At 53.0% G+C, this 24,989-nt stretch carries 24 protein-coding genes; 18 read left to right on the top strand and 6 right to left on the bottom strand.

The genetic code is table 11. From position 1 onward, the window contains the following. Nucleotides 1–100 precede the first annotated feature (100 nt). The 6 genes from lgt to BMW46_RS03965 all read left to right on the top strand — a co-directional run bounded on the left by lgt (nucleotide 101) and on the right by BMW46_RS03965 (nucleotide 3,765). Nucleotides 101–970: a prolipoprotein diacylglyceryl transferase gene (gene lgt, locus BMW46_RS03940; protein ID WP_074704984.1), complete on the top strand. Its 870-nt coding sequence runs from the start codon at nucleotides 101–103 to the stop codon at nucleotides 968–970. 10 nt (nucleotides 971–980) lie between these two features. After that, nucleotides 981–1,580, top strand: coding sequence for a class I SAM-dependent methyltransferase (locus BMW46_RS03945; protein ID WP_074704987.1), 600 nt, complete (start codon nucleotides 981–983; stop codon nucleotides 1,578–1,580). 77 nt (nucleotides 1,581–1,657) lie between these two features. Then, nucleotides 1,658–2,353, top strand: a complete 696-nt coding sequence (locus BMW46_RS03950; RefSeq protein WP_074704990.1) for an START domain-containing protein — start codon at nucleotides 1,658–1,660, stop codon at nucleotides 2,351–2,353. 63 nt (nucleotides 2,354–2,416) lie between these two features. After that, nucleotides 2,417–2,749: a YnfA family protein gene (locus tag BMW46_RS03955; RefSeq protein ID WP_074704993.1), complete on the top strand. Its 333-nt coding sequence runs from the start codon at nucleotides 2,417–2,419 to the stop codon at nucleotides 2,747–2,749. A 228-nt stretch (nucleotides 2,750–2,977) separates the two neighbouring features. After that, nucleotides 2,978–3,331: a DUF4156 domain-containing protein gene (locus BMW46_RS03960; RefSeq protein ID WP_074704996.1), complete on the top strand. Its 354-nt coding sequence runs from the start codon at nucleotides 2,978–2,980 to the stop codon at nucleotides 3,329–3,331. Between the two features lie 65 nt (nucleotides 3,332–3,396). Further along, nucleotides 3,397–3,765, top strand: coding sequence for a thiol-disulfide oxidoreductase DCC family protein (locus BMW46_RS03965; RefSeq protein ID WP_074704999.1), 369 nt, complete (start codon nucleotides 3,397–3,399; stop codon nucleotides 3,763–3,765). An 85-nt stretch (nucleotides 3,766–3,850) separates the two neighbouring features. On the opposite strand, the gene pyrC is transcribed toward BMW46_RS03965, so the two are convergent. Further along, nucleotides 3,851–4,894 (bottom strand): dihydroorotase, encoded by a 1,044-nt coding sequence (gene pyrC / locus BMW46_RS03970; protein ID WP_177171031.1) that lies wholly within the window; start codon nucleotides 4,892–4,894, stop codon nucleotides 3,851–3,853. A 200-nt stretch (nucleotides 4,895–5,094) separates the two neighbouring features. Further along, nucleotides 5,095–6,273 (bottom strand): NAD(P)/FAD-dependent oxidoreductase, encoded by a 1,179-nt coding sequence (locus BMW46_RS03975; RefSeq protein WP_074705005.1) that lies wholly within the window; start codon nucleotides 6,271–6,273, stop codon nucleotides 5,095–5,097. 341 nt (nucleotides 6,274–6,614) lie between these two features. Here BMW46_RS03975 and BMW46_RS03985 point away from each other — a divergent pair, with 341 nt between their 5' ends. The 9 genes from BMW46_RS03985 to rng all read left to right on the top strand — a co-directional run bounded on the left by BMW46_RS03985 (nucleotide 6,615) and on the right by rng (nucleotide 16,600). Then, nucleotides 6,615–7,271: a hypothetical protein gene (locus BMW46_RS03985; protein WP_074705009.1), complete on the top strand. Its 657-nt coding sequence runs from the start codon at nucleotides 6,615–6,617 to the stop codon at nucleotides 7,269–7,271. Between the two features lie 189 nt (nucleotides 7,272–7,460). After that, the gene (gene folD / locus BMW46_RS03990; RefSeq protein WP_074705011.1) at nucleotides 7,461–8,327 is read left to right on the top strand and encodes a bifunctional methylenetetrahydrofolate dehydrogenase/methenyltetrahydrofolate cyclohydrolase FolD; all 867 of its coding nucleotides are present in this window, start codon (nucleotides 7,461–7,463) and stop codon (nucleotides 8,325–8,327) included. 49 nt (nucleotides 8,328–8,376) lie between these two features. Next, entirely contained in the window at nucleotides 8,377–11,046 is a 2,670-nt protein-coding gene (gene aceE / locus BMW46_RS03995; protein WP_074705013.1) for a pyruvate dehydrogenase (acetyl-transferring), homodimeric type, read from the top strand. Nucleotides 11,047–11,265: 219 nt separating this feature from the next. After that, nucleotides 11,266–12,618 carry a dihydrolipoyllysine-residue acetyltransferase gene (gene aceF / locus BMW46_RS04000; protein WP_074705015.1) on the top strand — a complete coding sequence of 451 codons (1,353 nt, stop codon included), beginning with the start codon at nucleotides 11,266–11,268 and terminating at the stop codon, nucleotides 12,616–12,618. 95 nt (nucleotides 12,619–12,713) lie between these two features. After that, nucleotides 12,714–13,394, top strand: coding sequence for a nicotinate-nucleotide adenylyltransferase (nadD, locus tag BMW46_RS04005; protein WP_074705018.1), 681 nt, complete (start codon nucleotides 12,714–12,716; stop codon nucleotides 13,392–13,394). Between the two features lie 2 nt (nucleotides 13,395–13,396). Then, complete coding sequence (rsfS, locus tag BMW46_RS04010) at nucleotides 13,397–13,873, top strand: ribosome silencing factor (RefSeq protein WP_074705021.1); 477 nt, start codon at nucleotides 13,397–13,399, stop codon at nucleotides 13,871–13,873. 105 nt (nucleotides 13,874–13,978) lie between these two features. Then, nucleotides 13,979–14,449, top strand: coding sequence for a 23S rRNA (pseudouridine(1915)-N(3))-methyltransferase RlmH (gene rlmH, locus BMW46_RS04015; RefSeq protein ID WP_074705023.1), 471 nt, complete (start codon nucleotides 13,979–13,981; stop codon nucleotides 14,447–14,449). 51 nt (nucleotides 14,450–14,500) lie between these two features. Then, nucleotides 14,501–15,124 carry a Maf family protein gene (locus tag BMW46_RS04020; RefSeq protein WP_074705026.1) on the top strand — a complete coding sequence of 208 codons (624 nt, stop codon included), beginning with the start codon at nucleotides 14,501–14,503 and terminating at the stop codon, nucleotides 15,122–15,124. 24 nt (nucleotides 15,125–15,148) lie between these two features. Continuing rightward, on the top strand, nucleotides 15,149–16,600 hold the full coding sequence (rng, locus tag BMW46_RS04025; RefSeq protein WP_074705028.1) for a ribonuclease G: 1,452 nt from the start codon (nucleotides 15,149–15,151) through the stop codon (nucleotides 16,598–16,600). Nucleotides 16,601–16,622: 22 nt separating this feature from the next. Here the strand turns inward: rng and BMW46_RS04030 are convergent, their stop codons facing one another. Together BMW46_RS04030 and BMW46_RS04035 are read right to left on the bottom strand one after the other, a co-directional pair. Beyond that, nucleotides 16,623–17,414: a PEP-CTERM/exosortase system-associated acyltransferase gene (locus tag BMW46_RS04030; protein ID WP_074705031.1), complete on the bottom strand. Its 792-nt coding sequence runs from the start codon at nucleotides 17,412–17,414 to the stop codon at nucleotides 16,623–16,625. 180 nt (nucleotides 17,415–17,594) lie between these two features. Further along, on the bottom strand, nucleotides 17,595–18,356 hold the full coding sequence (locus BMW46_RS04035) for an outer membrane lipoprotein-sorting protein (RefSeq protein WP_081355667.1): 762 nt from the start codon (nucleotides 18,354–18,356) through the stop codon (nucleotides 17,595–17,597). An 18-nt stretch (nucleotides 18,357–18,374) separates the two neighbouring features. Here BMW46_RS04035 and BMW46_RS04040 point away from each other — a divergent pair, with 18 nt between their 5' ends. Both BMW46_RS04040 and BMW46_RS04045 read left to right on the top strand, forming a co-directional pair. Then, entirely contained in the window at nucleotides 18,375–19,148 is a 774-nt protein-coding gene (locus BMW46_RS04040) for an ABC transporter ATP-binding protein (protein WP_256376942.1), read from the top strand. Nucleotides 19,149–19,193: 45 nt separating this feature from the next. After that, nucleotides 19,194–20,888, top strand: a complete 1,695-nt coding sequence (locus BMW46_RS04045) for a DUF1302 family protein (protein WP_074705038.1) — start codon at nucleotides 19,194–19,196, stop codon at nucleotides 20,886–20,888. 31 nt (nucleotides 20,889–20,919) lie between these two features. Here the strand turns inward: BMW46_RS04045 and BMW46_RS04050 are convergent, their stop codons facing one another. Then, complete coding sequence (locus tag BMW46_RS04050) at nucleotides 20,920–22,131, bottom strand: ABC transporter permease (RefSeq protein WP_074705041.1); 1,212 nt, start codon at nucleotides 22,129–22,131, stop codon at nucleotides 20,920–20,922. Nucleotides 22,132–22,147: 16 nt separating this feature from the next. After that, a complete protein-coding gene (locus BMW46_RS04055; RefSeq protein WP_256376943.1) occupies nucleotides 22,148–23,377 on the bottom strand; it encodes an ABC transporter permease in 1,230 nt (409 codons plus the stop codon). A gap of 344 nt (nucleotides 23,378–23,721) precedes the next feature. Here BMW46_RS04055 and BMW46_RS04060 point away from each other — a divergent pair, with 344 nt between their 5' ends. Beyond that, entirely contained in the window at nucleotides 23,722–24,933 is a 1,212-nt protein-coding gene (locus tag BMW46_RS04060) for a glycosyltransferase (protein ID WP_074705044.1), read from the top strand. The last annotated feature ends 56 nt before the right edge of the window (nucleotides 24,934–24,989 follow it).

Here is a 24,989-nt window from a genome sequence, read left to right on the forward strand (position 1 = left end):
CAGGAAGGGCTTCCGCTTTCCCTGCCGGTTTTCGCCGGTATGATGTTTTAATGCTGCGCTCGATAAACAAGCTATTTTACCTCAAAAAAAATGCAAGCCCATGCTCGTTCATCCTCAGATTGATCCCATTGCCATCCAGCTCGGCCCGCTCGCGGTTCGATGGTACGGGCTCATGTATCTCATCGGCTTCGCTTGCTTCATTCTGCTAGGGCGCTACCGCATCAAACGAAATCCCGAGGGGGCGTTCACCACCAGCATGCTGGACGATATGCTATTTTACGGTGTGCTTGGCGTGATCGTGGGCGGCCGCCTGGGTCACATATTTTTTTATCAGTTCGGCTATTATCTGGAGCATCCTCTGGAAATCTTTGCCGTCTGGCAAGGGGGGATGTCATTTCACGGCGGTTTTCTCGGAGTGATAGCCGCCATGGCCCTGTTGGCGCGCAAATATCACCTGCGGTGGCTTGTCGTGACGGATTTCATCGCCCCATTGGTACCGCTGGGGCTGGGGGCGGGGCGTATCGGCAATTTTATCAATGCCGAGTTATGGGGGCGGCCAACCGATATGCCTTGGGGTATGATTTTTCCCTATGTCGACAACATTCCCCGCCATCCTTCTCAACTGTACGAATTCGCCCTAGAAGGGTTGGCGTTTTTTACATTGATGTGGATTTATTCCGCGAGGCCGAGACCGGTTGGAGCGGTTTCCGGAGTGTTTTTGATCGGTTATGGCGTATTCCGCTCGTTTGCAGAGTTTTTCCGCGAGCCGGACGAGGGTTTCATGGGGGTGATGACGCTTGGTATCAGCATGGGTCAGTGGCTGTCGCTACCCATGATCCTGGCCGGGATAATCATGCTGGCCTGGGCTTATCGTACCCAAACCCCTGTGTCCGCGCGGAGGAAAGCCGGCAAAGCTGGCAAAGCCGCCAACGCTGTCATCGCGGGGAAGCGCGGCAGCAAAGAGCGATAAACAGCTTTACATGTCTTTGCGCCGTTCCTACAGTCTGATCGCTCCGCTTTACGATGCCTTGCTCGCCGGGGCAGGTACGGGACTGCGGGCGGTCAGCCTTGAGCAACTGCCCCGGCAGGAGAATCTCGACATTCTCATCAGCGGCATTGGTACCGGACTCGACCTCCCGCATGTTCCAGCGTGTCATCATTATGTAGGGCTGGACCTTACCGCGGCCATGCTGAAGCGGGCCAGACCCAGGGTAGGCAATCTGCATGTAGACCTCGTCCAGGGAGACAGCATGTCTCTGCCGTTTGTGGACGCATGCTTCGATCACGTGGTGCTGCACCTCATTCTGGCGATCGTACCGGATGCGCGCGCATGCCTGAAAGAAACAGCGCGGGTACTGAAACCGGGCGGCAGCGTGCTGATACTTGATAAATTTCTGAAGCCAGGGGAACACGCAGTGCTCCGGCGAATGGTGAACCTGCTGTCTCAGCATATCGTGACGCGTCTGGATGTGGTTTTCGAAGAGGTGCTTGCAAGTGTTCCGCAACTGAAAGTGGAGTCAGACCAGCCGCTTCTGGCAGGAGGCTGGCTCCGGAGCATTCGACTCGTTAAAGCCGGTTAGGGCGTGACCGGGATATGCGACAAGGGTAGAATTTTTACGGGAGGCGAAATCGTCATCCCATCTTCAGCCGGAATACCATGCGCTCTAGTGCCGCTTTCACCGTCATCCTTACCATCATTGCCGGGGTCGCAAGCGGAGCGGCCGGATTGGTATCGGCGGACCCAGTAGAGGGGACAGGCAGTGTGAACAGCCCGGGACCGGATTGGACAGAGGCCTATCACAAAAACGGCCTTGTCATTTTTACGAAGGACATAACGGAGGGACGCCGGGTAATCGCGGTTTCCGAAGTGGAAGTTCCGCCCGAAGCCGTTTTCAATGTTCTCGTCGACTTCGAACATTACCGGGAATTCATGCCGTACGTGAAGGAATCGGAAGTCCTCAGCCGCACCGGCGATAACGAGGTGGTGACCTATGCGCGCATCGCACCGCCGTTTATCAGCGAGCGCGACTATCCCCTCAAGGTCCGGCTGACGCGCAAAGCGGCGGCAGGTAACGACAGGCGCAAGGACGGTACCTTCAAGGTCGAGTGGACTGCGCTGCCCGAAGCGAAGCCCGAGGTTGAAGGGGTGGTGCGCATCAAGCTCAACGAAGGGTCGTGGCTGGCGGAGCCCCTGGATGGCGGCAGACACACGCGCCTCACTTATACATTGCTTACCGATCCGGGTGGACTAATTCCGGATTTTGTATTCAACCTTTCGAATACCGTCGCGATACCTGAGCTCTTCGATGCGATAAGGAAGCGTTCCGCCGAAGCAGTTTCTGGACGGAAGTAATCAGGCCGACGGCACACTATCTGTTTGTTCCTTGTGGATTTTTCAGAGCAATAGATTACCCATATGTTTGAGCTGAAGACCTTGTTTCTTTTCCTGGCTACAGCGCTTGCCGAGATCGTTGGTTGCTATCTACCTTACCTCTGGCTTAAACAGGATGGGAGTGCCTGGCTTCTTGTCCCTGCTGCTGCAAGCCTTGCACTATTTGCATGGCTTCTCACGCTTCATCCGACGGATGCCGGTCGTATATACGCGGCTTACGGGGGTGTTTACGTTTTCGTGGCAGTACTTTGGTTGTGGGCTATTGATGGGGTCAGGCCGACTGCCTGGGACATGGCAGGTTCTCTTCTGGCGCTGACAGGTATGGCAATTATCATGTTCGGCCCAAGACATGCTTAATTTACATAAGCCCAAGAGTGACTTGCAATGCAATGAAGCGATGCTGCGGTTGACGCCGTCACCTTAAACCGTACAATTCTTGAGCAGAAATTTCTCATAAAATATAGGCGCTGTCTTTTCCACAAAGACGGAAGTCAATAGGTTCTCACTAAGCGATCTGCTGACAGGGAACTGCCAGTTGGCATAAGTTCAAAAATCATTGAGAAGGTTTTCAACAGGAGAAAATAGATGGTCACGAGAAGGATGATCGCCTTGCCGGGCCTGCTGTCAGTTGTTTTGTTTGCCGGCTGTTCGGCGATTTCAACGACACCGGAGGGCAGATCCGTTGAGCTTGTCACAGAAAAACCCAGCGGTAATTGCAAGCCGCTGGGTGACGCGGTCGGCTCCCAAGGTAACTGGATTACCGGCGACTACACTTCGAATGAAAATCTTCTCATCGGCGCCAGAAATGATCTGCGCAACAGGGCCGCCAAAATGGGTGGAAACTACGTCTGGGTGCAGAACTCCGCCAATACGAATGCATGGGGCAGCAAGGGCACGACAAACACGACAGTGCTGGGTGTCGTTTATCGCTGCGAGTGATTCCTCGCACTCGGGTCCCGAATACTCGACCTGAATTTACTCCTATAGGGCAGAGCGCTGCGGAAATGTCCAGCAAGGTTTACTATAACAGTGCATGTCCCGTCTGCAATGCGGGCATAAAAGAGCAGCGCCGCCGTATGGAAGCATGCGGTATCAAGGACATTGAGTGGGTCGATGTGCACGCGCAGCCGGAAGCTGTTGCAGAAGTAGATGCCTCGCTGGAGCAGGTGCGCGAGCGGCTGCACGTAAAAAGACAGGATGGCCGGATTGACGTGGGCGTGGATGCCTTCACACAACTCTGGTCACAAACACCGGGGCAGCACTGGCTGGCCAGGCTTTTTCGGCTGCCCCCACTGAGGCAGCTTTCACGTCTGGCGTATAACGCCTTTGCCGGAAGACTGTACCGGTGGAATCGTGCCAAAAAACACTGGTAGGTCACTCGCAGGCGCAAGTGACCAGGAAACAATTCACGCAGCTATTTCCTGATCAGGAAAGTTTGGTGAAAATTCCGTTTCGACACTAATTCCCGGTTTTGCCCAGGGCCCAGCTAACGCTTTCCCCGGCTCGGAATGGAATCAGGCTTTCGCCGCCAAATTCCAGTTGCGCAGGCACACTCCAGTTTTCCTTCTTTAATGTAATCCTGTCCTGGTTGCGCGGCAACTGGTAGAAATCCGCGCCATGAAAGCTGGCGAAGGCTTCCAGTTTTTCCAGTGCACCCGCCTGTTCGAATGCTTCCGCATAAAGCTCGATCGCTGCGTGAGCAGTATAGATGCCGGCGCAGCCGCATGCGTTTTCCTTGGCCGATTGTGCGTGGGGGGCGCTATCGGTGCCGAGGAAAAATTTCGGATTGCCGCTGGTCGCAGCCTCGATCAACTTCTGCCGGTGGGTTTCCCGCTTGAGGATGGGCAGGCAATAGTGGTGCGGTCGAATACCGCCTTGAAAAAGGGCATTCCGGTTGATCAGGAGGTGGTGCGCCGTGATGGTAGCTGCGATGGTTACCGGTGCGCTGATGACAAACTCTACCGCTTCCCGTGTGGTGATATGCTCGAATACGACGCGTAGTTGCGGAAAGCGCCGGGTCAACGGGATCAGCACCCGTTCAAGAAAGACCTTTTCCCTGTCGAATGCATCCACTTCAGGATCGGTCACCTCACCGTGCACCAGCAGGGGCATATCCGCTTGCTCCATGGCTTCCAGAATTTCATGGCACTTGGCAATGTCGGTGACCCCCGCCGCAGAGTTTGTGGTTGCACCGGCGGGATAGTATTTGATGCCGTAGATTCCTCCGCTTCTTTTTGCTTCGATGATTTCCAAAGGGGAGGTGTTATCGGTCAGGTAGAGGGTCATCAGCGGCTCGAAGTGCACGCCGTGGGGCAGGGCGGCAAGAAGTCGCTCGCGATACGCCAGCGCCATTTCCGTGGTGATGACGGGAGGCTTGAGGTTGGGCATGACGATCGCGCGAGCAAAACGGCGGGCAGTGTCCGCCAGCACCGCCCGCATGTGTTCGCCATCGCGGAGATGCAAGTGGAAGTCGTCCGGACGGGTAAGTGTGAAGGTATTCAAGATAGCTGCGGCATCTGTTTCTTTATTTAACTGGCACGAAAAATACTATGGGCCTTCCATTGAGGACTCAAGAGGACTTGAGTCTGCTATTCCCCGATTAATTCATTGGAAATTGCAGGAGGGGCAAGCGAAGCATCGCGCATCGCAGCAAATGATGGCTTGATCCCAGCCTCCCCCATCCTGCACTACTGTCTCCTGTTCTAGTCCTTGATGCGGCCTAGCAGCGTCTCGCTCGTGCAGGGTTTCTTTTCGGCAATCAACGCGGTTGCGGCCGCCACCTGTCCCCAGGTATTCCAGAGCAGAACACCGCTTACGAGCCCATCGCGCAGGTAATAAATCACGCCTTTGCGGAAGGGCTCTACCCAATCTTCAACAATATCGAGACTGGAATCGAGTTCACCGACTGCTTCATAGCCAAGATCAAACAGGTCGGAATAAAAGAAGGGCTGGTGATGATAGGGCTCCGGGCTCCCTGCCATGTTCCGTCCCGCCGCTTCTCCCATCATGTTTGCATTGTCTTCATGCTCGACCCGCATGCGCTTGCCGAGCAAGGGACTGTAGAAGTTGGCGACGTCGCCGGCGGCATAGATATCGGGATTGCTGCTGCGCAGGAATTCATTCACCACGATGCCGTTGTCAACCGCGAGCCCGGCCTGGACAGCCAGTTCCGTGTTAGGAAGAATACCCAGTCCTGCCACTATTCCATCGGCGGAAATCTCGGTTCCGCTCCCCGTCGTAACAATTTTTTTGGTCCCATCCGTCCTGATCGAAGTGACAGTTTCGGGGGCGAGCACGATTACACCCTTTTCGCGATAGTAGGAATTCAGGAATTCGACGAGAGGTCGCGGATAAATACGCGAACTGATTCCGTGTTCCGGAAAAATCATTGTGACTCGTTTATCATTCATGGCGAGCGCGGCGGCGATTTCCGAACCGATGAAGCCGCCGCCGATCACGACAAAATCCGAACCCTGATTACTCAATTCCCGCAGCTTGAGGTAATCGTCTGCCGTCCGGTAGTAGATTATCCCGCTGTCGAAATGGGGAAAGCGGCGCACTATCCCACCCGTGGCAAGCAAAAGTTTTTCATAGGTATAGATGTTGCCTGCATTGTCCGTAGCCGTCTTTTTTGCGGGATCCAGCGCTACTATTTTTTTTCCGAGGTGCATGGCAACGTTCAGCCCGTGCTCGCTTCGCCAGATCGAATCATAGGGTGAGTCCTTCCATAGCGCCTTGGAAAGGGGTGGGCGGTTGTAAGGACGGTGCAACTCCTCTCCGATAACGGCGATTGCGCCATCGGGATCAATCTTACGGATACCGTGTACAGCAGAATCGGCAGTCATTCCGCCCCCGACAATAAGGTATTTATGGTGTTTCATGCTGGTTTCCTTTGCAGGTATATGAAGCGCAGGTTAAAAATTGACCCGTTGTCATGTTCCGAAACCTTTTGTGTGACGATGTTGCGCGATAGAGAGCGGAACTCTGTAATAGCGAACCTATCCAATAAAATCGGAAACTTCATAAAACCTATGTAAACTTTTATCCCTCTTGAAGAGGAAAATTGCCGGTGCATACGAGGATAGGCGGGCAGCAGGGCAAGTTCCATTGCCCTATGGATCGTAGAGAGACTGTGCCTCATTATTCAACAATCCTCATGCCAGTATATAATGGGTTCCTCCATGAATTCAAAGCCAAGCTGGGCATGTCCCAAAATTGAACGATGACTGAAGTGAAAACGGATTCAGAAGCAAACACGATTGATATTTGTGTACACCACGCGCGCGAGATACTGGCGTCCCAACTTCTACAAGTTAAAGACAAAGGGTATGATTTTGCGCCTCTTTTCAGGCAGATGACCATCCAGTTATATCTGGTGGGCGTGATGTGGCGGTGCAGCGAAAGACTCGGAGTGGCGGGAGATACTCGCGATCATGCCTTTGAAGCGATGCAATCCATGCTCATAGCCGATGGGATGAAAAAGAAAGAAGCTCAACAGCGTATCGTGTTCCTGCGCAACATGTCGCGGGTGGAAGACGGAACAGACACGCTTGCCGTATCGACTGGCTATGAAGCGGTTCCGAACGATAACAGCATGACGCGCCTTTTTGATGAATACCGCAACGAGGCGCGGGTATCCGGTTCGCTATGGCGGCTTTTTGAGCGCGGTAAAAAGATCATGTTTATCGGCGGCGCGGCGGCAGCCTTTGTAACGATCTGGGCCGTGACTATCTTTCTGCCGAAAACCGAGGGAATCGACATACTGGCAGCCGGCCTTCTGGCTGCCGCGCTTGTTGTCGTTCCGACATTCCTGATCGGGTTGTTGATTTATCGGACGAAGATGAAAAAATCGATCCCTCCTGCGTCTTCGCAATCATGATTGGACAAAGGGGCACGTTTATGGGGCGGGATACAGTTTCCAAATCAGGATTCCGGTGAGTCAGCCTGCTTTGCACGCATATGCGCGAATGCGAGGTTTCGCAGGAGATACAGCCAGAGTGAAAGATACGAACAGCCAAGGTATCCTCCGTCATCTGTTCGTTCTCTGCCCTGCCGCGTCCCAATCATAATGAGCGCGAAGATCATTGATGGCAAGAGGTTGAGCCAGGAAGTGAGGGTGGAGTGTCAGGCACGGGCAGCGCGTTTGGCGGAAAAAGGTACCCAGCCGGGGCTGGCCGTGGTTATCGTGGGAGACAATCCGGCTTCCATGGTGTATGTGCGAAACAAGGCCAAAGCCTGTGGCGAAACGGGCATCTATTCCGAAGTCCACGAATTCCCGGAAAACGCCGATCAGGATGAGGTGATTAGACGCATTCAGGAATTGAACAGGAATCCCGGAATTCACGGCATCCTCGTTCAATTGCCTCTGCCACGGCATTTCGACAGCAGCAGAGTCATCGAGTCTGTGGCCGTGGAAAAAGACGTGGATGGCTTCCATCTCTATAATGTAGGTGCACTTGTAACCGGTAGCAGTATTTTTCCCCCTTGCACGCCCAACGGCGTGATGAAAATGCTGGAAAAATATGATATCCCGATCGAGGGGCAGCATGCGGTAATAGTAGGCCGCAGTAATATCGTCGGCAAACCGATGGCGCTGATGCTGCTGCAAAAAGGCGCGACCGTTACCATCTGCACATCCAGAACACGGAACTTGTCGGAACACACCAGCCGCGCCGATATCCTGATAGTTGCTGCGGGCAAGCCGCGCCTGATCACCGCCATGATGGTGAAACCGGGAGCGACAGTAATAGACGTTGGCATCAACCGCCTGCCCGATGGAAAACTGGCGGGGGACGTGGATTTTGAGTCGGTCAAGGAAAAGGCGGGTTATATCACGCCTGTGCCGGGGGGAGTAGGTCCCATGACCATTGCGATGCTGCTTTGCAACACCGTTGTGGCGGCAGAGCAAGCGCACGCCCGATTGCAAGGTAATTGACAGCGCCTCTATCACATCGGGCAAGCGCCCGACAATTTCGAGACAAGACATGGAACCTATACCCGATATAGACCCAACTGAAACGCAGGAATGGCTGGAGGCGCTGGAATCCGTGTTGACGCACGAGGGGACGGAGCGGGCGCACTACCTGCTGGAAAGACTGGTGGAAAAAACACGCCGGTCAGGCGCCTATCTTCCCTATAGCGCTACCACCGCCTATATCAATACCATTCCTCCGGGAAAGGAAGAGCGGTCGCCGGGAAATCATGCGCTGGAGCATCGCATCCGTTCCTATGTCCGCTGGAATTCCATGGCCATGGTGTTGCGCGCCAACAGGAACTCCAACGTCGGCGGGCATATTGCCAGCTTTGCCTCGGCCGCTACGCTATATGATGTAGGCTACAACCATTTCTGGCATGCCAGGTCGGAGAATCACGGTGGCGACCTGATATTTGCACAGGGACATTCATCGCCCGGTCTTTACGCCTATGCTTTTCTGCTGGGGGAACTGACAGAGGAGCAACTCAATAATTTCCGGCGGGAGGTGGGGGGAAAGGGGCTGTCTTCCTATCCGCATCCATGGTTGATGCCTGACTTCTGGCAGTTCCCGACGGTATCAATGGGACTTGGGCCGCTGATGGCGATATATCATGCGCGCTTCATGAAGTATCTGGATAGCCGCGGACTGGTCAAGACGGAGGGCCGCAAAGTCTGGGCGTTCATGGGCGATGGAGAAATGGATGAACCTGAATCACTGGGGTCCATTTCGCTTGCGTCGCGCGAGAACCTGGACAACCTGATTTTCGTCATCAACTGCAACCTTCAGCGTCTCGACGGGCCGGTGCGTGGAAATGGCAAGATCATCCAGGAACTGGAAGCCGCTTTTCGCGGGTCCGGCTGGAACGTCATCAAGGTAATTTGGGGCTCATACTGGGATCCCTTGCTTGCCAAAGACACGAAGGGGTTGCTGCAACAACGCATGATGGAATGCGTGGATGGCGAATATCAGACTTTCAAGTCGAGAGACGGCGCCTATGTGCGTGAACATTTCTTCGGCAAATATCCGGAGTTGCTCGAAATGGTGGCGAATATGTCGGACGACGACATATGGCGCCTGAACCGGGGCGGACACGACCCGCATAAGGTCTATGCCGCGTATTCAGCGGCGGTGAAGCACAAGGGTCAGCCCACCGTAATCCTCGCCAAGACGATCAAGGGTTATGGGATGGGTGAAGCGGGCGAGGCCCAGAATATCACTCATCAGCAGAAAAAGATGGGTACGACTTCACTCAAAGCGTTTCGTGATCGCTTTGGCCTGCCAATCAGCGATGATAAGATCGACTCGGTACCCTACCTGAAATTCGACAAGGATTCGCCGGAAGCCGTCTACATGCACCAGCGGCGGGAGGCATTGGGGGGGTTCGTCCACCGCCGCCAGCGTGAAGCCGAGCCCCTGCAGATACCACCGCTGTCCGCCTTCGACACATTGCTCAAGGCAAGCGGTGAGGGAAGGGAATCTTCCACCACCATGGCTTTCGTGCGCATCCTCAATATCCTCATAAAAGACAAGAACATCGGCAAGCGGGTCGTGCCGATTGTGGCGGATGAGTCGCGCACCTTCGGCATGGAAGGCATGTTCCGGCAACTGGGTATCTGGTCTTCTACCGGACAACTCTATACGCCCGAGGATGCCGAGCAACTGATGTACTACAAGGAAGACAAGAACGGGCAGATCCTGCAGGAAGGTATCAATGAGGCGGGGGCCATGTCGTCGTGGATGTCCGCGGCAACGGCCTACAGTTCTCATGGCGTGCAGATGATTCCGTTCTACATTTACTATTCGATGTTCGGCTTCCAGCGCGTGGGGGATCTTTGCTGGGCGGCGGGAGACATGCGCTGCCGCGGTTTCCTGCTGGGCGGCACTGCAGGGCGCACCACGCTGAATGGCGAGGGGTTGCAGCACGAGGACGGCCACAGCCATCTGGCGGCATCGACTGTCCCCAATTGCATATCCTATGATCCGACCTTTGCCTACGAACTCGCGGTCATTATCCGGGATGGCCTGCGCCGCATGTACGAAATGCAGGAGGATGTCTATTACTACATCACGGTGATGAACGAAAACTATTCGCACCCGGAAATGCCGGCAGGGGCGGAAGAAGGAATTCTGAAAGGCATGTACCTGTTCCGTGAAGGCAAGCCGGCAGGAGAAAAGGGTTCCGGGTTGCGTGTTCAATTGCTCGGGTCCGGTACCATTCTGCGCGAGGTGATTGCTGCGGCTGAAATACTGGAGAAGGAATTCGGTGTGACGGGTGATATCTGGAGTGTAACCAGCTTTACCCAGTTGAGACGCGAAGCGCTGGCGACAACGCGCTGGAACATGCTGCATCCCACAGAATCGGCAAGACTGTCGCACGTCAGCACGTGTCTCAAGGACCGGGAAGGTCCGGTGGTGGCGGCTACCGACTACATGAAGATTTTTGCCGACCAGATACGTGAATTTATCCCAGGGAGATACAAGGTGCTGGGTACAGATGGATTCGGACGTTCCGATACGCGCGAGCAATTGCGCCGCTTCTTCGAGGTCGACCGTCATTACATTACGATAGCCGCTCTGAAAGCGCTCGCCGAAGATGGCAGAATCGAGGCGGAAATGGTGGCGCAGGCCATAGGCAAATTTGGCCTCGACCCCGATAAACCCAATCCGATGACCATATGAGAAGGCGGCAGTGAACTTTTGTGTGCGGAGAAGGCTAAACAACAGGCTCTGAGCGCGTCGTTTAGCCTTGTTCTTCATCGAGCCGCCCAATTGGGAATTGGAACTGGGGGAACGGCGAACTGCACTACCAGGAGTCGGAACGCTTGAACGGCGGCATCCTCCTGCTGTGATCATTTCGTTGTGGAAAACCGGGATTATCTAATACGAGAAGGAAGAGGCGTGGCAGAGACTAAACAGGTATTGATTCCCGATATTGGCGACTTTAAAGACGTTCCTGTAATAGAAGTGCTGGTGAAACCCGGCGATTCGATCAAGGCGGAAGACTCGTTGATTGTGCTTGAATCGGACAAGGCCACCATAGAAGTGCCTTCTCCTTTTGCTGGCATAATTAGGGAGTTATCCGTGAAGGTGGGCGACAAGGTATCGGAAGGCTCGCCCATCCTGACGCTGGAAGCTTCAGAAGCGGAGCAAGGGCCGTCCGCTGAGCCACGGGAAGTGGCACCCACTTCACCGCCGGCTCCCGCTCCAGCCATCGCTTCTCCGGAACAAGGGCCGCGGCCGGCGACGCAACCTGGTGCGCAACCCCAATCTACTGCACAACCCCAACCTTCGGGTTCTTCTCCACGCTCTGCATTCGTTCCTTCTCCGATAGATGAAGCTACGTTTGCGAAGGCGCACGCCAGTCCTTCGGTTCGACGCTTTGCGCGCGAACTTGGCGTGAATCTGGGACTGGTAAAGGGTAATGGTCCCAAGCAGCGCATTCTCAAGGAAGACGTGCAGGCTTTCGTCAAGGCTGAACTCTCCAAGCCAAGGGGTAGCGGGACCGAACTCAATCTGCTGCCCTGGCCTCAACCCGATTTTGCGAAATTCGGTCCAGTGGAATTTAAGCCGCTATCGCGGATCAAAAAAATATCCGGGGCGAATCTGCACCGCAACTGGGTCATGATTCCACACGTGACGCAGTTTGACGAAGCGGATATTACCGAGCTGGAAACCCTGCGCAAAGAAACAAACGAATCTTCAAAAGAAGAAGGTGTGAAAGTTACCCTGCTCGCGTTTCTGCTGCGGGCTTCGATAGCGGTTCTGAAGAAGTTTCCCGAGTTCAATGCCTCGCTGACCAGCGAAGGCGATGAAATGAATCTCGTGGTCAAGAATTATTACCATCTCGGCTTTGCAGCGGATACACCTCATGGACTGGTGGTCCCCGTGATTCGGGACGTGGACAAGAAAGGGGTCATCGCCATTGCCAAGGAAATGTCTGATCTCGCAGCTTCGGCGCGTGCAGGCAAACTCAAGCCCACCGATATGCAGGGAGCGAGTTTTACCATTTCCAGCCTCGGGGGCATCGGCGGCACTGCGTTCACCCCCATTATCAATGCGCCGGAAGTGGCGATTCTCGGTGTCTCGCGTGCAGTGATGAAGCCCGTTTATCGGGATGGCGAATTTGTCCCGCGCCTGATGCTGCCATTATCTCTTTCCTATGATCATAGAGTAATCGACGGTGCGACAGCAGCGCGCTTTACGACGCACCTGGTCGAAGTGCTGGCTGATCTGCGTCGTGTGCTGTTGTAAAAAACAGATTATTCAGGGAAGACAGGTGAAGACAGCTGCCGGCGTTTTTTGTCCGCTTGAGCAGCTTCGCATGATCAGCGTTTTTCCCGCCGATAATGAATGATTTCCCTGTTTCTCCGGTCGGTGTTTTTGGGGGTACCTTCGATCCCGTTCACTATGGGCACTTGCGAATCGCCGAAGAAATTGCCGAACTGGCCGGGTTGAGGGAAATGCGTTTTGTTCCCGCCGGAATTCCCCGGCTGCGCCGCGGTCCGGAAGCATCGTTGGAACATAGAGTAGAAATGGTTCGCCTGGCCATCGATGGAAATTCCCGTTTTATTCTCGATGAACGAGAGGTAATACGCGGAGGTGTGAGCTACAGCGTGGATACGTTGCGCGAACTCAGGCAGGAACTGGGGAAGGATGCCGTACTCTGCTTCGTTACCGGAGCGGATGCATTCATAAGACTGGCCGAGTGGCACAGGTGGCGGGAATTGTTCGAGTTATGTCACTTCATTATTGCGGCTCGCCCCGGTCATTTGCTTTCCACGGAGGACAGAACGTCGCCCGGAGCGCTGCCACAGGAATTGGAAGAGGAATGCAGGGAGCGCTGGACGTCGAGTGCAGAGAGTCTTAAATATGCATCCGGGGGCTTGATCTTTACTGCGCAGACGACATTGCTGGATATTTCGGCAACAGCCATCCGCAGACGCGTCGCCTCAGGGAAAAGTATCCGCTATCTGGTTCCCGAGGATACTCGGGATTATATTGCTGCTAATGATCTGTATCGGGAATAACGATGACGCCGGCCAAATTGATAAAAACCGTTGTTGCAGCGCTGGACGAAATCAAGGCGCGCGACGTGGAAGTACTCGATGTCAAAAAACTGACAGCCTTGTTCGATCGGATGATCCTCGCCAGCGGTGATTCCACGCGGCAGACACGGGCAATCGCGAACAATGTGGTCGAGAAAGTCAAGGCAGCGGGTGGCATGGTTTACGGTGTGGAAGGTGAGGATAACGGGGAATGGATATTGGTTGATCTGGGCGACGTGCTGGTACATGTCATGCAGACCGCGGTGCGCGCCCATTACAATCTCGAGGAGTTGTGGGCGCAAGCTGCCAGGATCAACAAAATATCCGAAAACTCGAGCAGGAAGAAGCCGGTCGCAAGACCACCTACCGCTGAAGAGGGGGAGACAGCACCCGCGACCCCTGCGAAGACCAGAAAAGCCAGAGTCACCCGAGCGAAGACCAATCCGGATGACGAGAGGTGAAGGAAATATGGGAGCGAACGCCAAGTTCTCGGCGTGGGCGTCTCTCAAACAAATTCTTCCCGAAGCACTGGATAGGCATGTTTTCAGTATGAAATTCCTTGTCGCATGAAATTCCTCGTTTATGCGGTGGGACATAAAATGCCGGAGTGGATTGCCGCGGGTTTTCAGGAATATGCCAAACGGATGCCACGTGAGGCGAGCATCGAGCTTCTGGAGATCAAACCCGAGAGACGGGACAGCGGAAAAAAAATGGAACAGCTGCTGGCCGCCGAAGGCGCACGTATCCGCGCGCTACTGCCTTCCAATTGTCGGCTTGTGGCAATGGATGAGCGCGGGAGCCAATGGACTACCGCCGGTTTGGCGCATGCCATTGGCAGTTGGATGAAGGATGGAGGTGACACCGCGTTCCTCATTGGCGGCGCCGACGGACTGGACCCGACCCTCAGGAATGCGGCGGATGAAGTCCTGGCGTTATCTGCCCTGACACTTCCTCATGGGCTGGTTCGAATTCTGCTGGCGGAACAGCTCTACCGCGCGATATCGCTGATCAAGGGTCATCCGTATCATCGTGCATAAAGAATAACAATGTAACAGAAGTAACTGCGCTCCCGTAGCATTCACCCCGCCATAACTTTTGTGGAAAATCGCATCTATCTTGCTTCCCGCAGTCCCCGCCGGCAGGAATTATTAAAGCAGATCGGCGTGGACTTCATGGTTTTACCGTTGCGCGAAGCTTTGCAACGGATACCGGATGTAGATGAAACTCCGCTGCCGCAGGAGCCGCCGCGGGAGTATGTCGAACGGATTGCACGCGTTAAAGCGGAAACGGGGCGAAAGCGAATGAGTGAGCGAGGTTGGGCAGATTTCCCGGTTTTGGGAGCGGATACAGCGGTAGTATTGAACGGCAGGATTTTTGGCAAGCCGGAAAATCCTCTCCATGCAAAGCAAATGCTGCGTGCACTGTCCGGCCAGGTTCATGAGGTTTTGACGGCCGCCGCCGTGGCAGCGGGAAATGGAACCCGGGTTTGTCTGTCCAGATCGAGTGTCCGATTCCGCAATCTCAGCGACCAGGAAATCGGTCATTACCTCGCTTGCAACGAGGCATATGACAAGGCAGGGGCTTATGCAATTCAGGGCAGGGCGGCGGTTTTTATCTCGGAGATTTCCGGCAGTTATAGCGGTGTCGTCGGATTGCCACTGTTTGAGACGGCGCAATTGCTTGAAGAGTCCGCTATAAGAATATTTCAGTGAGCCGCAATAAAAGCCGGATCTCTTATGTCTTGTGAAATTCTTATCAATATTACTCCCCAGGAAACACGTGTCGCAGTGGTCGAGCATGGCGCCGTTCAGGAACTGCACATAGAGCGCACCAGCAATTGCGGTATAGTCGGCAATATATATAACGGGCGCGTAATCCGGGTGCTGCCCGGCATGCAGTCTGCTTTCGTGGATATTGGTCTCGAACGGGCTGCCTTTCTCCACCTTGCTGATATCTGGCGCTTGCGGCAGAGTGAAGACGCTGATAAACCGATTGAACAGCTGTTGTACGAAGGAAAAAATATCCTCGTCCAGGTTATCAAGGATTCCATCGGCGCCAAGGGTGCCCGTCTGTCGACTCAGGTCAGTATTGCGGGCCGTTTGCTGGTTTATCTGCCCCAGGTATCGCATATCGGCATTTCCCAGCGCATCGAAGATGAAACCGAACGGAAGTCGTTGCGTGAAAAACTGAAACAGTTGTTGCCGGCCGGGGAAGAGGGGGGGTTCATTATCCGTACCGTGGCAGAAGCGGCAAGTGAACAGGATCTGCAAACGGACATCGAGTACTTGCACAAGCTGTGGCGCGACATCAAGGAAAAATCCCTGATCCCTCAGCCCGCGCTGCTGTATCAGGACTTGAATCTGAGTTTTCGCGTCTTACGTGATTTCATCAGTGATGATACGACCCGCATCCTGGTGGATTCGCGGGAGACTTTCCAGAAGATGGCGACCTTTGCACGGCTGTATATGGCCAACGTAGTGGAGCGACTCGATCATTATGCGGGCGAGCGCCCTTTGTTCGAGTTGTATGGGGTGGAAGATGAAATCGAGAAAGCCCTGGCGAGGCGCGTCGACCTGAAGTCCGGGGGCTATTTGATCATTGATCAGACCGAGGCGCTTACCACCATCGATGTAAATACTGGAGGATTCATCGGCGTACGCAGTTTTGACGATACCATTTTCAAAACGAATCTCGAAGCGGCCCAGGTCATTGCGCGCCAACTCCGTCTTCGAAATCTGGGAGGCATTATCATTATCGATTTCATAGATATGGAGAGCGCGGAACACCAGAACGCCGTTCTTAGCGAATTCAAGAAGTCGTTGATGAAAGACCGGACTCACATGACGGTGAACGGTTTCACCGCCCTCGGACTGGTGGAAATGACGCGTAAGCGGACACGGGAGAGTCTGGCGCACGTTTTGTGTGAAACCTGCCCGACTTGCCAGGGTCGCAGCAAAGTCCGGACAGCCCAGACCATGTGCTATGAAATCCTGCGCGAACTGCTGCGGGAGTCCCGTCAGTTCGATGCGCGTGAATTCCGCATTGTGGCTTCACAGCAGGTAATCGATCTGTTTCTCGACGAAGAATCCCAAAGCCTGGCGCAACTTGCCGATTTTATCGCCAAACCCATCAGTCTTCAGGTGGAGGGGACGTATACCCAGGAACAATATGACTTGATTCTCATGTAGCAGGTTTCGCGGCAATAATCCCCTAGGGCCTACTCTCTGAATGTTCATTTTCTATCCCAGGCAGGCCGTTTCCTGTTTCCGGAAGGTTCCTTTTTATATCCTCCGCGATAACCTCATAGAGCGGCCGCAAATTGGGTCTCATACCCTTTATCGTTCCACTGACACTCATCATTGACGGAACACGTATACCATGATGCTCGACCGGGTGGCCGATGAACTTAAGGTCGAACCCGAGTTTGGCAAAATGCAGTGCAAGGCGCTCCTCGGTCAGAATGAACAAAGTCTCGATTTTATGCAAGCGCGCCAGTTCGAAGGTACCTAAGTAAAGGCTGATTGGAATGTAAGGAAAGCGCCGCGATTGTGCTACTCCGAAATCCTCATCCGCAATGTCAATCGCTTTGCTCGCCTCGCCTTTACGTCTTCGGTAACTGGCAACGACAGCCAGACGTGATACCTCTGCGATATGATGGCGGGGCAACAGTGCGGGATCGATAATCGACCGGTCCAATGTATCAGCGCAGGTTATCTCAAAGGGTAAAGGGTAATTGGGATCCTTCGCCCGGGGAGAAATTATGCGCGCGCAGCCAATGAACTCTTGTGTCTGGACATTGCGTAACAAAAAGTGTAGCGAGTGAATATCATACTCATCGCTTTCTCGCCTATCCTGCCGGAGGGGCTCAAATTTGAGATCCTCGCAATAAACCTCATGCCGGATACGGTGAACCTCATCCCTTAATACATCCGAAAACGCCGGCACGATTTCGAAGTACCTCTTGAAGGTATGGCCCAGATCGGGTGTTTCGGTTAGAGACATGCTTCAGTCAACGGCAGCTTTCACTGATACTTTAGGACGAAAAAAATATTTCTTTATTGCGGCCTTCTTGCAGACTGTTGTCTGTTAATACGAGAGCCAACAAATGCTATTTTACGTAAAACGAATTAAAAATGCCGGTTTCAGAGCTTTTGTCGCTTTTTTATGATTCTCGCGATAGCCCTAGTCGAGTTTCTTTAAATAATCTTTGGTGAAAACCTTATCCGGCAGATCGCGCTGTTTCATTCCCGAGTATTCGAGTACCGATTGTTCACCTGTACGCAAGGCATCTTCCATGACAAGACGGGTTGGACGTAGTGCTCCATGGAGCATCTGGAATTTCTCGTACCGGGCGGTTTTGAGTAGACGGTCGGACAGTGAGTAGAACTCCGCTCGATAAGGCCAGAAATTTGATTGCCCAACCCAATACAAAACTTTATGATAAGTCACTCCACGGTCGACTCCTGTGAGTTCCAGCACGTAATACTTTTCGCCCTCGATGACGTCTGTGCGCAAAATTTTAGCGTTGTAATCCCCGGCAAAATTTGCGCGAGCCAAGTCCCCATTTGCTACTTGACCGGTAAGCCGTTGGGACAGGGATAGACGTACGGGCTGGGAGACTTCCGGCATGAATATCCACAGATCTCGCCCTTTCAGCAATAAAATCTGACCTCGTTCCGAAGCTGGCTCCGTGGTCATCACTACGCTATTTTCGTTACCCTTGGATAAGACCCTGTACTTGCGCAAATCTTCCGGATGATCCGGAGCGGTTGTGTTAATGGTGACGTCGACCTGAAAACTCTCTCGCGGGAATCGTATCTGATCAGCCTTTTCCAGAATTGTTTGAGCCAGCTCAGTATCATTTGTGTCTGCTACTGCGGTTGGCACCGCAATAGCAAATAGGAGAATCACTGTTAATAAGTATTGCTCAGAATTTTTTTGCATGTTCAATTCCTATCATGAATGCCAATTACTACGGGGATTACCGATCGGGGGATTTTTATGAGTGACACGAGCATTGTGCACCTCGAGAATGTTTCCAAAGATTACATCCTTGGTGAGCAGAAAGTCCAGGCATTAAAAGACATTACGTTAGATATCGCCTCCGGTGCTTTCCTCGCTATTGCAGGTCCATCTGGCAGTGGCAAGTCAACGCTGCTCAATCTGATTGGCTGTATTGATACTCCCACCTCCGGCAAAGTTTTAATCAATGGCCAGGATATCAGCGGTCGTACTCCAGATGACCTGTCCGGGCTCAGGGCAAGAACTATCGGGTTTGTTTTTCAGACGTTCAATTTGTTTCCCGTTCTTTCAGCTGAGGAGAACGTCGAGTATCCGTTGCTGCAATTCAGGGAATTGAAGACAGCAGCGCGTCGCACCCGCGTTGCGGAATATCTCGGTATCGTCGGTTTATCCAAGTTTGCCCGACATCGGCCGAATCAGCTCAGCGGAGGACAACGTCAGCGTGTAGCAATTGCACGGGCACTTGCAACGCATCCGAAAATAGTACTGGCTGATGAGCCTACTGCCAATCTTGATCATGCGACAGGTGAAGGCATCCTGGAGTTGATGAAGAATATTAACGAAAAATTTGAGACAACCTTTATTTTTTCTACTCATGATTCGCGTGTCATGGCGATCGCAGACAATGTAATACATATCGAAGATGGTCAGATCGTGCAACGGGAAACTCGTAAGGAGAAATCCATGCACGTTATTGAGCATAGGAATAGATAGATGTGAAAAAGGTGACTTCCAAAGGTAAAGACGAGAGTAGCGCCGATGAGTTACGGAATTAGGTGCGCATATCTGATAAGCATAAAGGCGCTGCTTGTTGTAAGGTCGATCAGTTTTGCGGGGGAGGCGGAGGTTCAGCTTCCGGATGCTGCAAAACCGGTACGTGTTATCTACGACGCGAGTGAAGACCGTACAACACCTGCCGAGCCTTTGATGCTCACTTTGTCTTTATCGATGGGAACGTCTTCCGCTCGTCCGGTACAGGAGTCAGATGATGGAGCGGGCGCTGTGGTTTCGCACGGAGTGGACGTAGAGAGAAGGCTACATGAGGAGAAGCCTTTGCTATTGTCCGTGTCACCTTCTCTTTTTTTTATTTCGGCCCATACAGCAAAAGATCATGCGATAAATCTGAACAGAGAACCTGCCCCTGTCATCGCTGCCGGGAATGATGCGGAGAGCGAGTTCACGTCGCGGGAAGCATTATTTGGCGACGATTTGGATCAAGAGCAAAAGCCATCAAAACCTATACCTGCCTGGAAGAGGTTGGTAACTGGGTGGAGAGGTTTTTCTCAACTGGAAATCGCAGACACTTATACTGACCCCGAGCATTTATCGAAAGCAAAGCTTCGAACGGAGCTATCACGCACGGGGCAGTTCAACGAAAATATAAAATGGAAAATAAGCGGTCGCTTCGACTATGACGCAGCTTATGACCTGTCCAGTTTTTATCCACATGCGGTTCGTCAGGATCAACGCTACCAGTTTTTCGTCCGAGAAAATTATCTTGATGTCTCGGCTGGCGATTTTGATTTCCGTCTCGGTCGTCAGCATGTGATATGGGGTGAGATGGTGGGACTGTTCTTCGCCGACGTGGTATCAGCGAAGGATTTGCGGGAATTTGTCCTGCCTGCCTTTGACATATTGCGCATTCCCCAATGGGCGGCGCGCGCAGAATATTCGAAGGGGGATTCCCATGCTGAAGTAGTGTGGATTCCTGTGCCGACTCTTGACGAGATTGGAAGGCCGGGAGCGGATTTCTATCCCGGTCCCCTGCGCGGGGTAGCTACCTATCTTCCAGAAGATCGCTCCGGGCGGAATATCGGTAACTCCAACTATGGGGTGCGTTTATCGCACCTCGTAAATGGTTGGGATATTTCGGGTTTCTACTACCACAGCCTGGATTCGTCGCCTACGTTCTACCGCATCGGTGGGCCGGCCGACCCTCCTGTCTTCCAGCCCCGTCATGATGAGATTGATCAGGTGGGCGGAACCCTTTCGAAAGACTTCGGTTCAATCGTGCTAAAAGGCGAACTGATTTATACAGATGGACGCAAATTCAACGTCACGCGAGCCACCGCAATGAATGGGTTGGTCAGGCAGAATACGCTCGACTATGTTATAGGCCTGGACTTCAGTTTACCTGCCGAAACCCGCTTGAATCTGCAGTTCTTTCAGCGTGTCTTTTTTGCACATGACCCGGATCTCCCTCTGGACAAGCTTGAGAATGGCGCCAGCATTCTGCTCAATGGCAAACTATCGCCCAAGATTGAGGCCCAAGCTTTACTGATCCACAGTCTGAATCGTAGCGACTGGATGTTCCGGCCTCGATTATCCTGGAATTTCCAACCGAACTGGCGTTGGGCGGTTGGAGCAGACGTATTTGGCGGTCCACCTATTGGTCTGTTTGGCCGTTTCGATCATGCTGACCGCGTCTATACCGAATTGCGGTATTCATTCTGATTGATTTCAGAAGCAAGTACTTTATATACCTTTATATATTCTGTCGTAGCGCATCAACAACGGGTGTGCGCGAGATATGCCTCCCGGGAACGATAGCCGCCGATACTGTTGCCGCTATACCGATGGCAAAGGATACCAGCAAAACGCCGGGGACAATCTGAATGTGGGCTGTATAGCCAAGATTGGAATTTGGAGGCGGCGGCATCGAAATACCCATAGCAGAGATAATAAGCGCGAGGACAATTCCGAGTCCGAGTCCGAGGCCGCTGCCGATCACTCCCAGTAGAAAGTTTTCCGTGACGATCAATTGGAATACTTCGTTTCTGCGATTGCCCAGCGCCATCATTGTGCCGAATTCTCCTGTTCTTTCAAAAGCACTCATGTTGACACTGTTCAGGACGCCGAGCAGAACCATGATAAGGATAATCAATTGCAGAAAACCTAGCTGGCGTCCATAAAGTTCTACCGTTTTTTCGTAGAAATCGTTGAGTTCGATCCAGGTTTTGATCTCAAGCCCCAAAGTCTCTAACTGTTCTTTTAGCAATCCTGCAATACGAAGTGTATCGTCCGTTTTTTTCAGTGAGATGACCAGTGCATTAACCCCTTGCGTGCCCAGCAACTCCTGGGACGCGGCGAGCGGAACTCTTATTGCTCTAGCATCATAATCACTGGAGAAACTCTTGAATACGCCGACGACCTCCAGATCAATGGTGTTTAATGCTCCTTCCAGTGTATTTGCCAGCAGGGTTACGTGATCGCCGGGCTTCAGCTTCAATTCCTGGGCGACGCCCACCCCGATAGCGATACCGAACTTATCCGTGTTTTGCAGTTGACGCCCCGAGATGATCGAGACGGAGCTTCCAAGCGCCGCTTCTTTCGCTGGTTCTACACCCTCTCCGATGATGGGAAGGTCAGCCCGGCCGTTATTGAGCAGGGCCGAGAAATTGAGTCGCGCCATTACGCTATCGATACCCTCGTTATTCATGATAAGCCGTTTAATGGCCTCGTCATCCGTTAGCAGATATCTCTCCGGAGCGTGTGCGCCAGCAGCAAAAAAACCTTTCTTGTAGACTTGCAGATGACCGGATCGAGAGTGAATAAGAGCCTCCGATAAAGTAACGAAAATATCGTTCACCCAGCCGCCAGCAAGAACAAGAGCTACCACGCCGCTCATGATCGCCGCCAGAGTCATTGCGGTGTGCGATTTCTGTCGAAAGATATTTCGAAAGGCCAGTCTGAGCATTATTCACTTTTCCGAATTATCTATTGTGACGTAGCGCATCCACTATCTGCATTCGGGATGCCTTCCAGGCTGGGTATATACTGGCGATGAGCGTCGCGCCAATCGCAAGCAAAAGGGATTCGAACGCAATATTCCACGTGACAAGTATTTCGCCCGTATAGCCACGGGTCGTCCCAGGGGGTGGCGGCATCGGGATCCCAATGCTCGATATCATGGCAGCCAGTGCTACCCCTATCGTAACGCCGAGCAGACCGCCGAAACCGCCGAGCAGAATGCCTTCACTCAGGAACCGTCGGAGAACGTCGATGCGTCTGGCACCAAGTGCCATATCAGTACCAATTTCACCGATCCGCTCCATTACCGACATCGTCATGGCGTTCAAAATGGCAAGAAGGATGATGAAGGCGATTATCAGCTTGAGGCCATGGATTTGTTTTGTAAACAAAGCCACGGTCTTATTGTAGAAATCAGCCAGGACATACCACGGAACAGCCTCGAAATCACTCTTTTGCAATGAATCGCGTAATCTTTGGAGTACAGTATCGGTCTTCGCTGTGTCATTCAATAACACTACCCATACGTGAGAACCTTTGACCCGAAGGAGTTGGCGGGCTGTTTCGATCGGCATGCGTAGAGCGATATCGTCATAAGACTTGTTTACGGTGGAGAACAATCCTCGGACAGTGACCTCAACCGCATTGACACCCCTTGATGCGGTACTCGCCAATAGCACAACCTTATCGCCAATGTTTACGTTGAGGTTGCGGCCAAGACCCACACCTAGAATAATGCCCTTCAGGTCATCTACTGAAAGATTTTCACCCGCAGAAATTTCCACCGAGCCGCTGAGAATGGCTTTTTCCTCTGGGATGACCCCTTCTCCAATAAATGAAAGAGTTGCGTCTCCGTGACTGATCAGGCCTCCAAAGGAGAGGCGGGGGATGATGGTCTTGATTTGACGTGGGCCGTTTGCCGGTTCCAGTTCAGGAATTGCATCCGGTAAAAGATAAGCGTATGGGTCAGCTTTTCCTGCTTCCTGATAGCCCGGTCTGCTGATCTGGATATGGCCGAGTTGCGACTGAATGGTGGCTTCCTGCATGCCCCAGAATATCCACTCGATAAAGCCCGCTGCAAGGATCAGGGCGATAATGCCAAACGTAACCGCGCCAACAGCGATGGCACTGCGACGCTTGTGGCGCACCATATTTCGAAATGCAAGCAAAAAGTCGAGCCGAATACGATCCACTCTCTATATCCTTCTGCTCGGTGCGCGCTGCCACATCGCGCTACTGCCCGGGAGAACAGGGGAACAAGTTCTCTGCTTGCGCTTGGCAGCAGCCGCACGAATTGTAACAATCGGATCGGAATTGATCATTGTCGCTCAAGCCTTATCTAGGATGGACCGTTAATGCTGAATCAAGGTAATCCCTGCGCCGCGGATTATGCTGAGAAAAATTCCATTGAGGGGACTTCTAATCTTACCCCAGGCGGAAGGTACGATGCACATCGATACGCCCCTGGTTTCAGGAAGAAGTATGATACGAAATAATTCTCAACGTAAAAGGTATTATTGCCGTGACGAAGCCGCAAATGGAAACCGGAAATAAGCCGATTATTCTTCTAGTTGCTGAAGCAGTCACCCTTGCGCATTTCGGTCGAATCGTGACATTGGCGCGAGCCCTTGATTCTACCGGGTATGAAGTGGTTGTCGCCTCGGATCCCCGCTATCTTGATTTAGACGCGCCACTGAACTGCACGTTCCATCCCATTCGGTCTATTCCCTCAGCCGAATTTGCGCTAGCCCTTGCTCGGGGAAAACCCGTGTATAGCCTTGAAACCCTCTCCCGCTATATTGAAGATGATCTGGCGCTGCTTGATCTCGTCAGACCCGCTCTCGTCGTAGGAGATTTCAGACTATCTCTGGCCGTGAGTGCACCGCTACGGAAAATTCCATTTGCCACCGTAGTCAACGCCTATTGGAGCCCCTATGCAGTGACCCGCTACCCTGTTCCCGATCTTCCGGTGACCCGCATTCTCGGTATCACACTTGCGCAAAAATTATTCGATATCATCAGACCCGTCGCCTTCGCCCTCCATGCCAGGCCCTTGAACCGGTTGCGTCGACGTTTCGGATTGACTCCTTTGGGGCAGGATATCAGAAACACATACACTTGGGCGGATTACACTTTATACGCAGATATCCCGGAAGTAGTGCCTGCGCTTAATTTACCTCCCCACCATCGCTATCTTGGTCCAGTACTCTGGTCCCCCGCTATCTCTCTGCCTGAATGGTGGGACTCCTTATCCAAAGACAAACCGATAGTGTTTCTAAGCCTAGGCAGTTCGGGTATGGCAGCACTTCTGCCGATGGCGCTTGCTGCCTTATCACAACTTGCGATCACGGTTGTCGTAGCTACTGCAAGAAAAATTACCATAGATGAGGTTCCAGCGAACGCATATATTACTGATTACCTGCCATTGGACCTAGTTGCTGCACGCTTGAAAATAGTGATCAGCAACGGCGGCAGCCTGACTACTTATCAGGCGCTCTCAAGCGGCGTGCCGGTCATCGGTCTGTGTTCGAACCTGGATCAACTGCTGAATATGAATGCAGTGCAGCGGTTGGGGGCCGCTGTTACCTTGCATTGCGCTCGGATATCCGCTACTGACCTCGTGATGGCTGTAACCGCAATGCTGGATAATCCATCGTATGGACGAGCGGCAATCAAGATAAGCCAGGTCTTGGCAGAATCAGATGCCAAACAGCGTTTTCGGGAATTTGTGGCGCAGGTTCTTCATTAAAAAAAGAAGGTGTAAAAAACCTGCTGGATAATTGGCGGTGATAAGGAGGCGACTAG

It is taken from the genome of Nitrosospira multiformis, assembly GCF_900111585.1.
Classification (GTDB): Bacteria; Pseudomonadota; Gammaproteobacteria; order Burkholderiales; family Nitrosomonadaceae; genus Nitrosospira; species Nitrosospira multiformis_B.

What these genes read in the sequence shown, in the direction of transcription:
- BMW46_RS04035 (WP_081355667.1), bottom strand. Translation starts at nt 18,356, where the DNA reads ATGCAAAAAAATTCTGAGCAATACTTATTAACAGTGATTCTCCTATTT.
- BMW46_RS03965 (WP_074704999.1), top strand. Translation starts at nt 3,397, where the DNA reads ATGTCCAGCAAGGTTTACTATAACAGTGCATGTCCCGTCTGCAATGCG.
- BMW46_RS03985 (WP_074705009.1), top strand. Translation starts at nt 6,615, where the DNA reads ATGACTGAAGTGAAAACGGATTCAGAAGCAAACACGATTGATATTTGT.
- BMW46_RS04030 (WP_074705031.1), bottom strand. Translation starts at nt 17,414, where the DNA reads ATGTCTCTAACCGAAACACCCGATCTGGGCCATACCTTCAAGAGGTAC.
- rlmH (WP_074705023.1), top strand. Translation starts at nt 13,979, where the DNA reads ATGAAATTCCTCGTTTATGCGGTGGGACATAAAATGCCGGAGTGGATT.
- BMW46_RS04040 (WP_256376942.1), top strand. Translation starts at nt 18,375, where the DNA reads ATGCCAATTACTACGGGGATTACCGATCGGGGGATTTTTATGAGTGAC.
- BMW46_RS03950 (WP_074704990.1), top strand. Translation starts at nt 1,658, where the DNA reads ATGCGCTCTAGTGCCGCTTTCACCGTCATCCTTACCATCATTGCCGGG.
- aceE (WP_074705013.1), top strand. Translation starts at nt 8,377, where the DNA reads ATGGAACCTATACCCGATATAGACCCAACTGAAACGCAGGAATGGCTG.
- BMW46_RS04060 (WP_074705044.1), top strand. Translation starts at nt 23,722, where the DNA reads ATGGAAACCGGAAATAAGCCGATTATTCTTCTAGTTGCTGAAGCAGTC.
- BMW46_RS03960 (WP_074704996.1), top strand. Translation starts at nt 2,978, where the DNA reads ATGGTCACGAGAAGGATGATCGCCTTGCCGGGCCTGCTGTCAGTTGTT.
- BMW46_RS04045 (WP_074705038.1), top strand. Translation starts at nt 19,194, where the DNA reads ATGAGTTACGGAATTAGGTGCGCATATCTGATAAGCATAAAGGCGCTG.
- nadD (WP_074705018.1), top strand. Translation starts at nt 12,714, where the DNA reads ATGAATGATTTCCCTGTTTCTCCGGTCGGTGTTTTTGGGGGTACCTTC.
- BMW46_RS03955 (WP_074704993.1), top strand. Translation starts at nt 2,417, where the DNA reads ATGTTTGAGCTGAAGACCTTGTTTCTTTTCCTGGCTACAGCGCTTGCC.
- rng (WP_074705028.1), top strand. Translation starts at nt 15,149, where the DNA reads ATGTCTTGTGAAATTCTTATCAATATTACTCCCCAGGAAACACGTGTC.
- rsfS (WP_074705021.1), top strand. Translation starts at nt 13,397, where the DNA reads ATGACGCCGGCCAAATTGATAAAAACCGTTGTTGCAGCGCTGGACGAA.
- lgt (WP_074704984.1), top strand. Translation starts at nt 101, where the DNA reads ATGCTCGTTCATCCTCAGATTGATCCCATTGCCATCCAGCTCGGCCCG.
- BMW46_RS03945 (WP_074704987.1), top strand. Translation starts at nt 981, where the DNA reads ATGTCTTTGCGCCGTTCCTACAGTCTGATCGCTCCGCTTTACGATGCC.
- BMW46_RS03975 (WP_074705005.1), bottom strand. Translation starts at nt 6,273, where the DNA reads ATGAAACACCATAAATACCTTATTGTCGGGGGCGGAATGACTGCCGAT.
- folD (WP_074705011.1), top strand. Translation starts at nt 7,461, where the DNA reads ATGAGCGCGAAGATCATTGATGGCAAGAGGTTGAGCCAGGAAGTGAGG.
- BMW46_RS04050 (WP_074705041.1), bottom strand. Translation starts at nt 22,131, where the DNA reads ATGCTCAGACTGGCCTTTCGAAATATCTTTCGACAGAAATCGCACACC.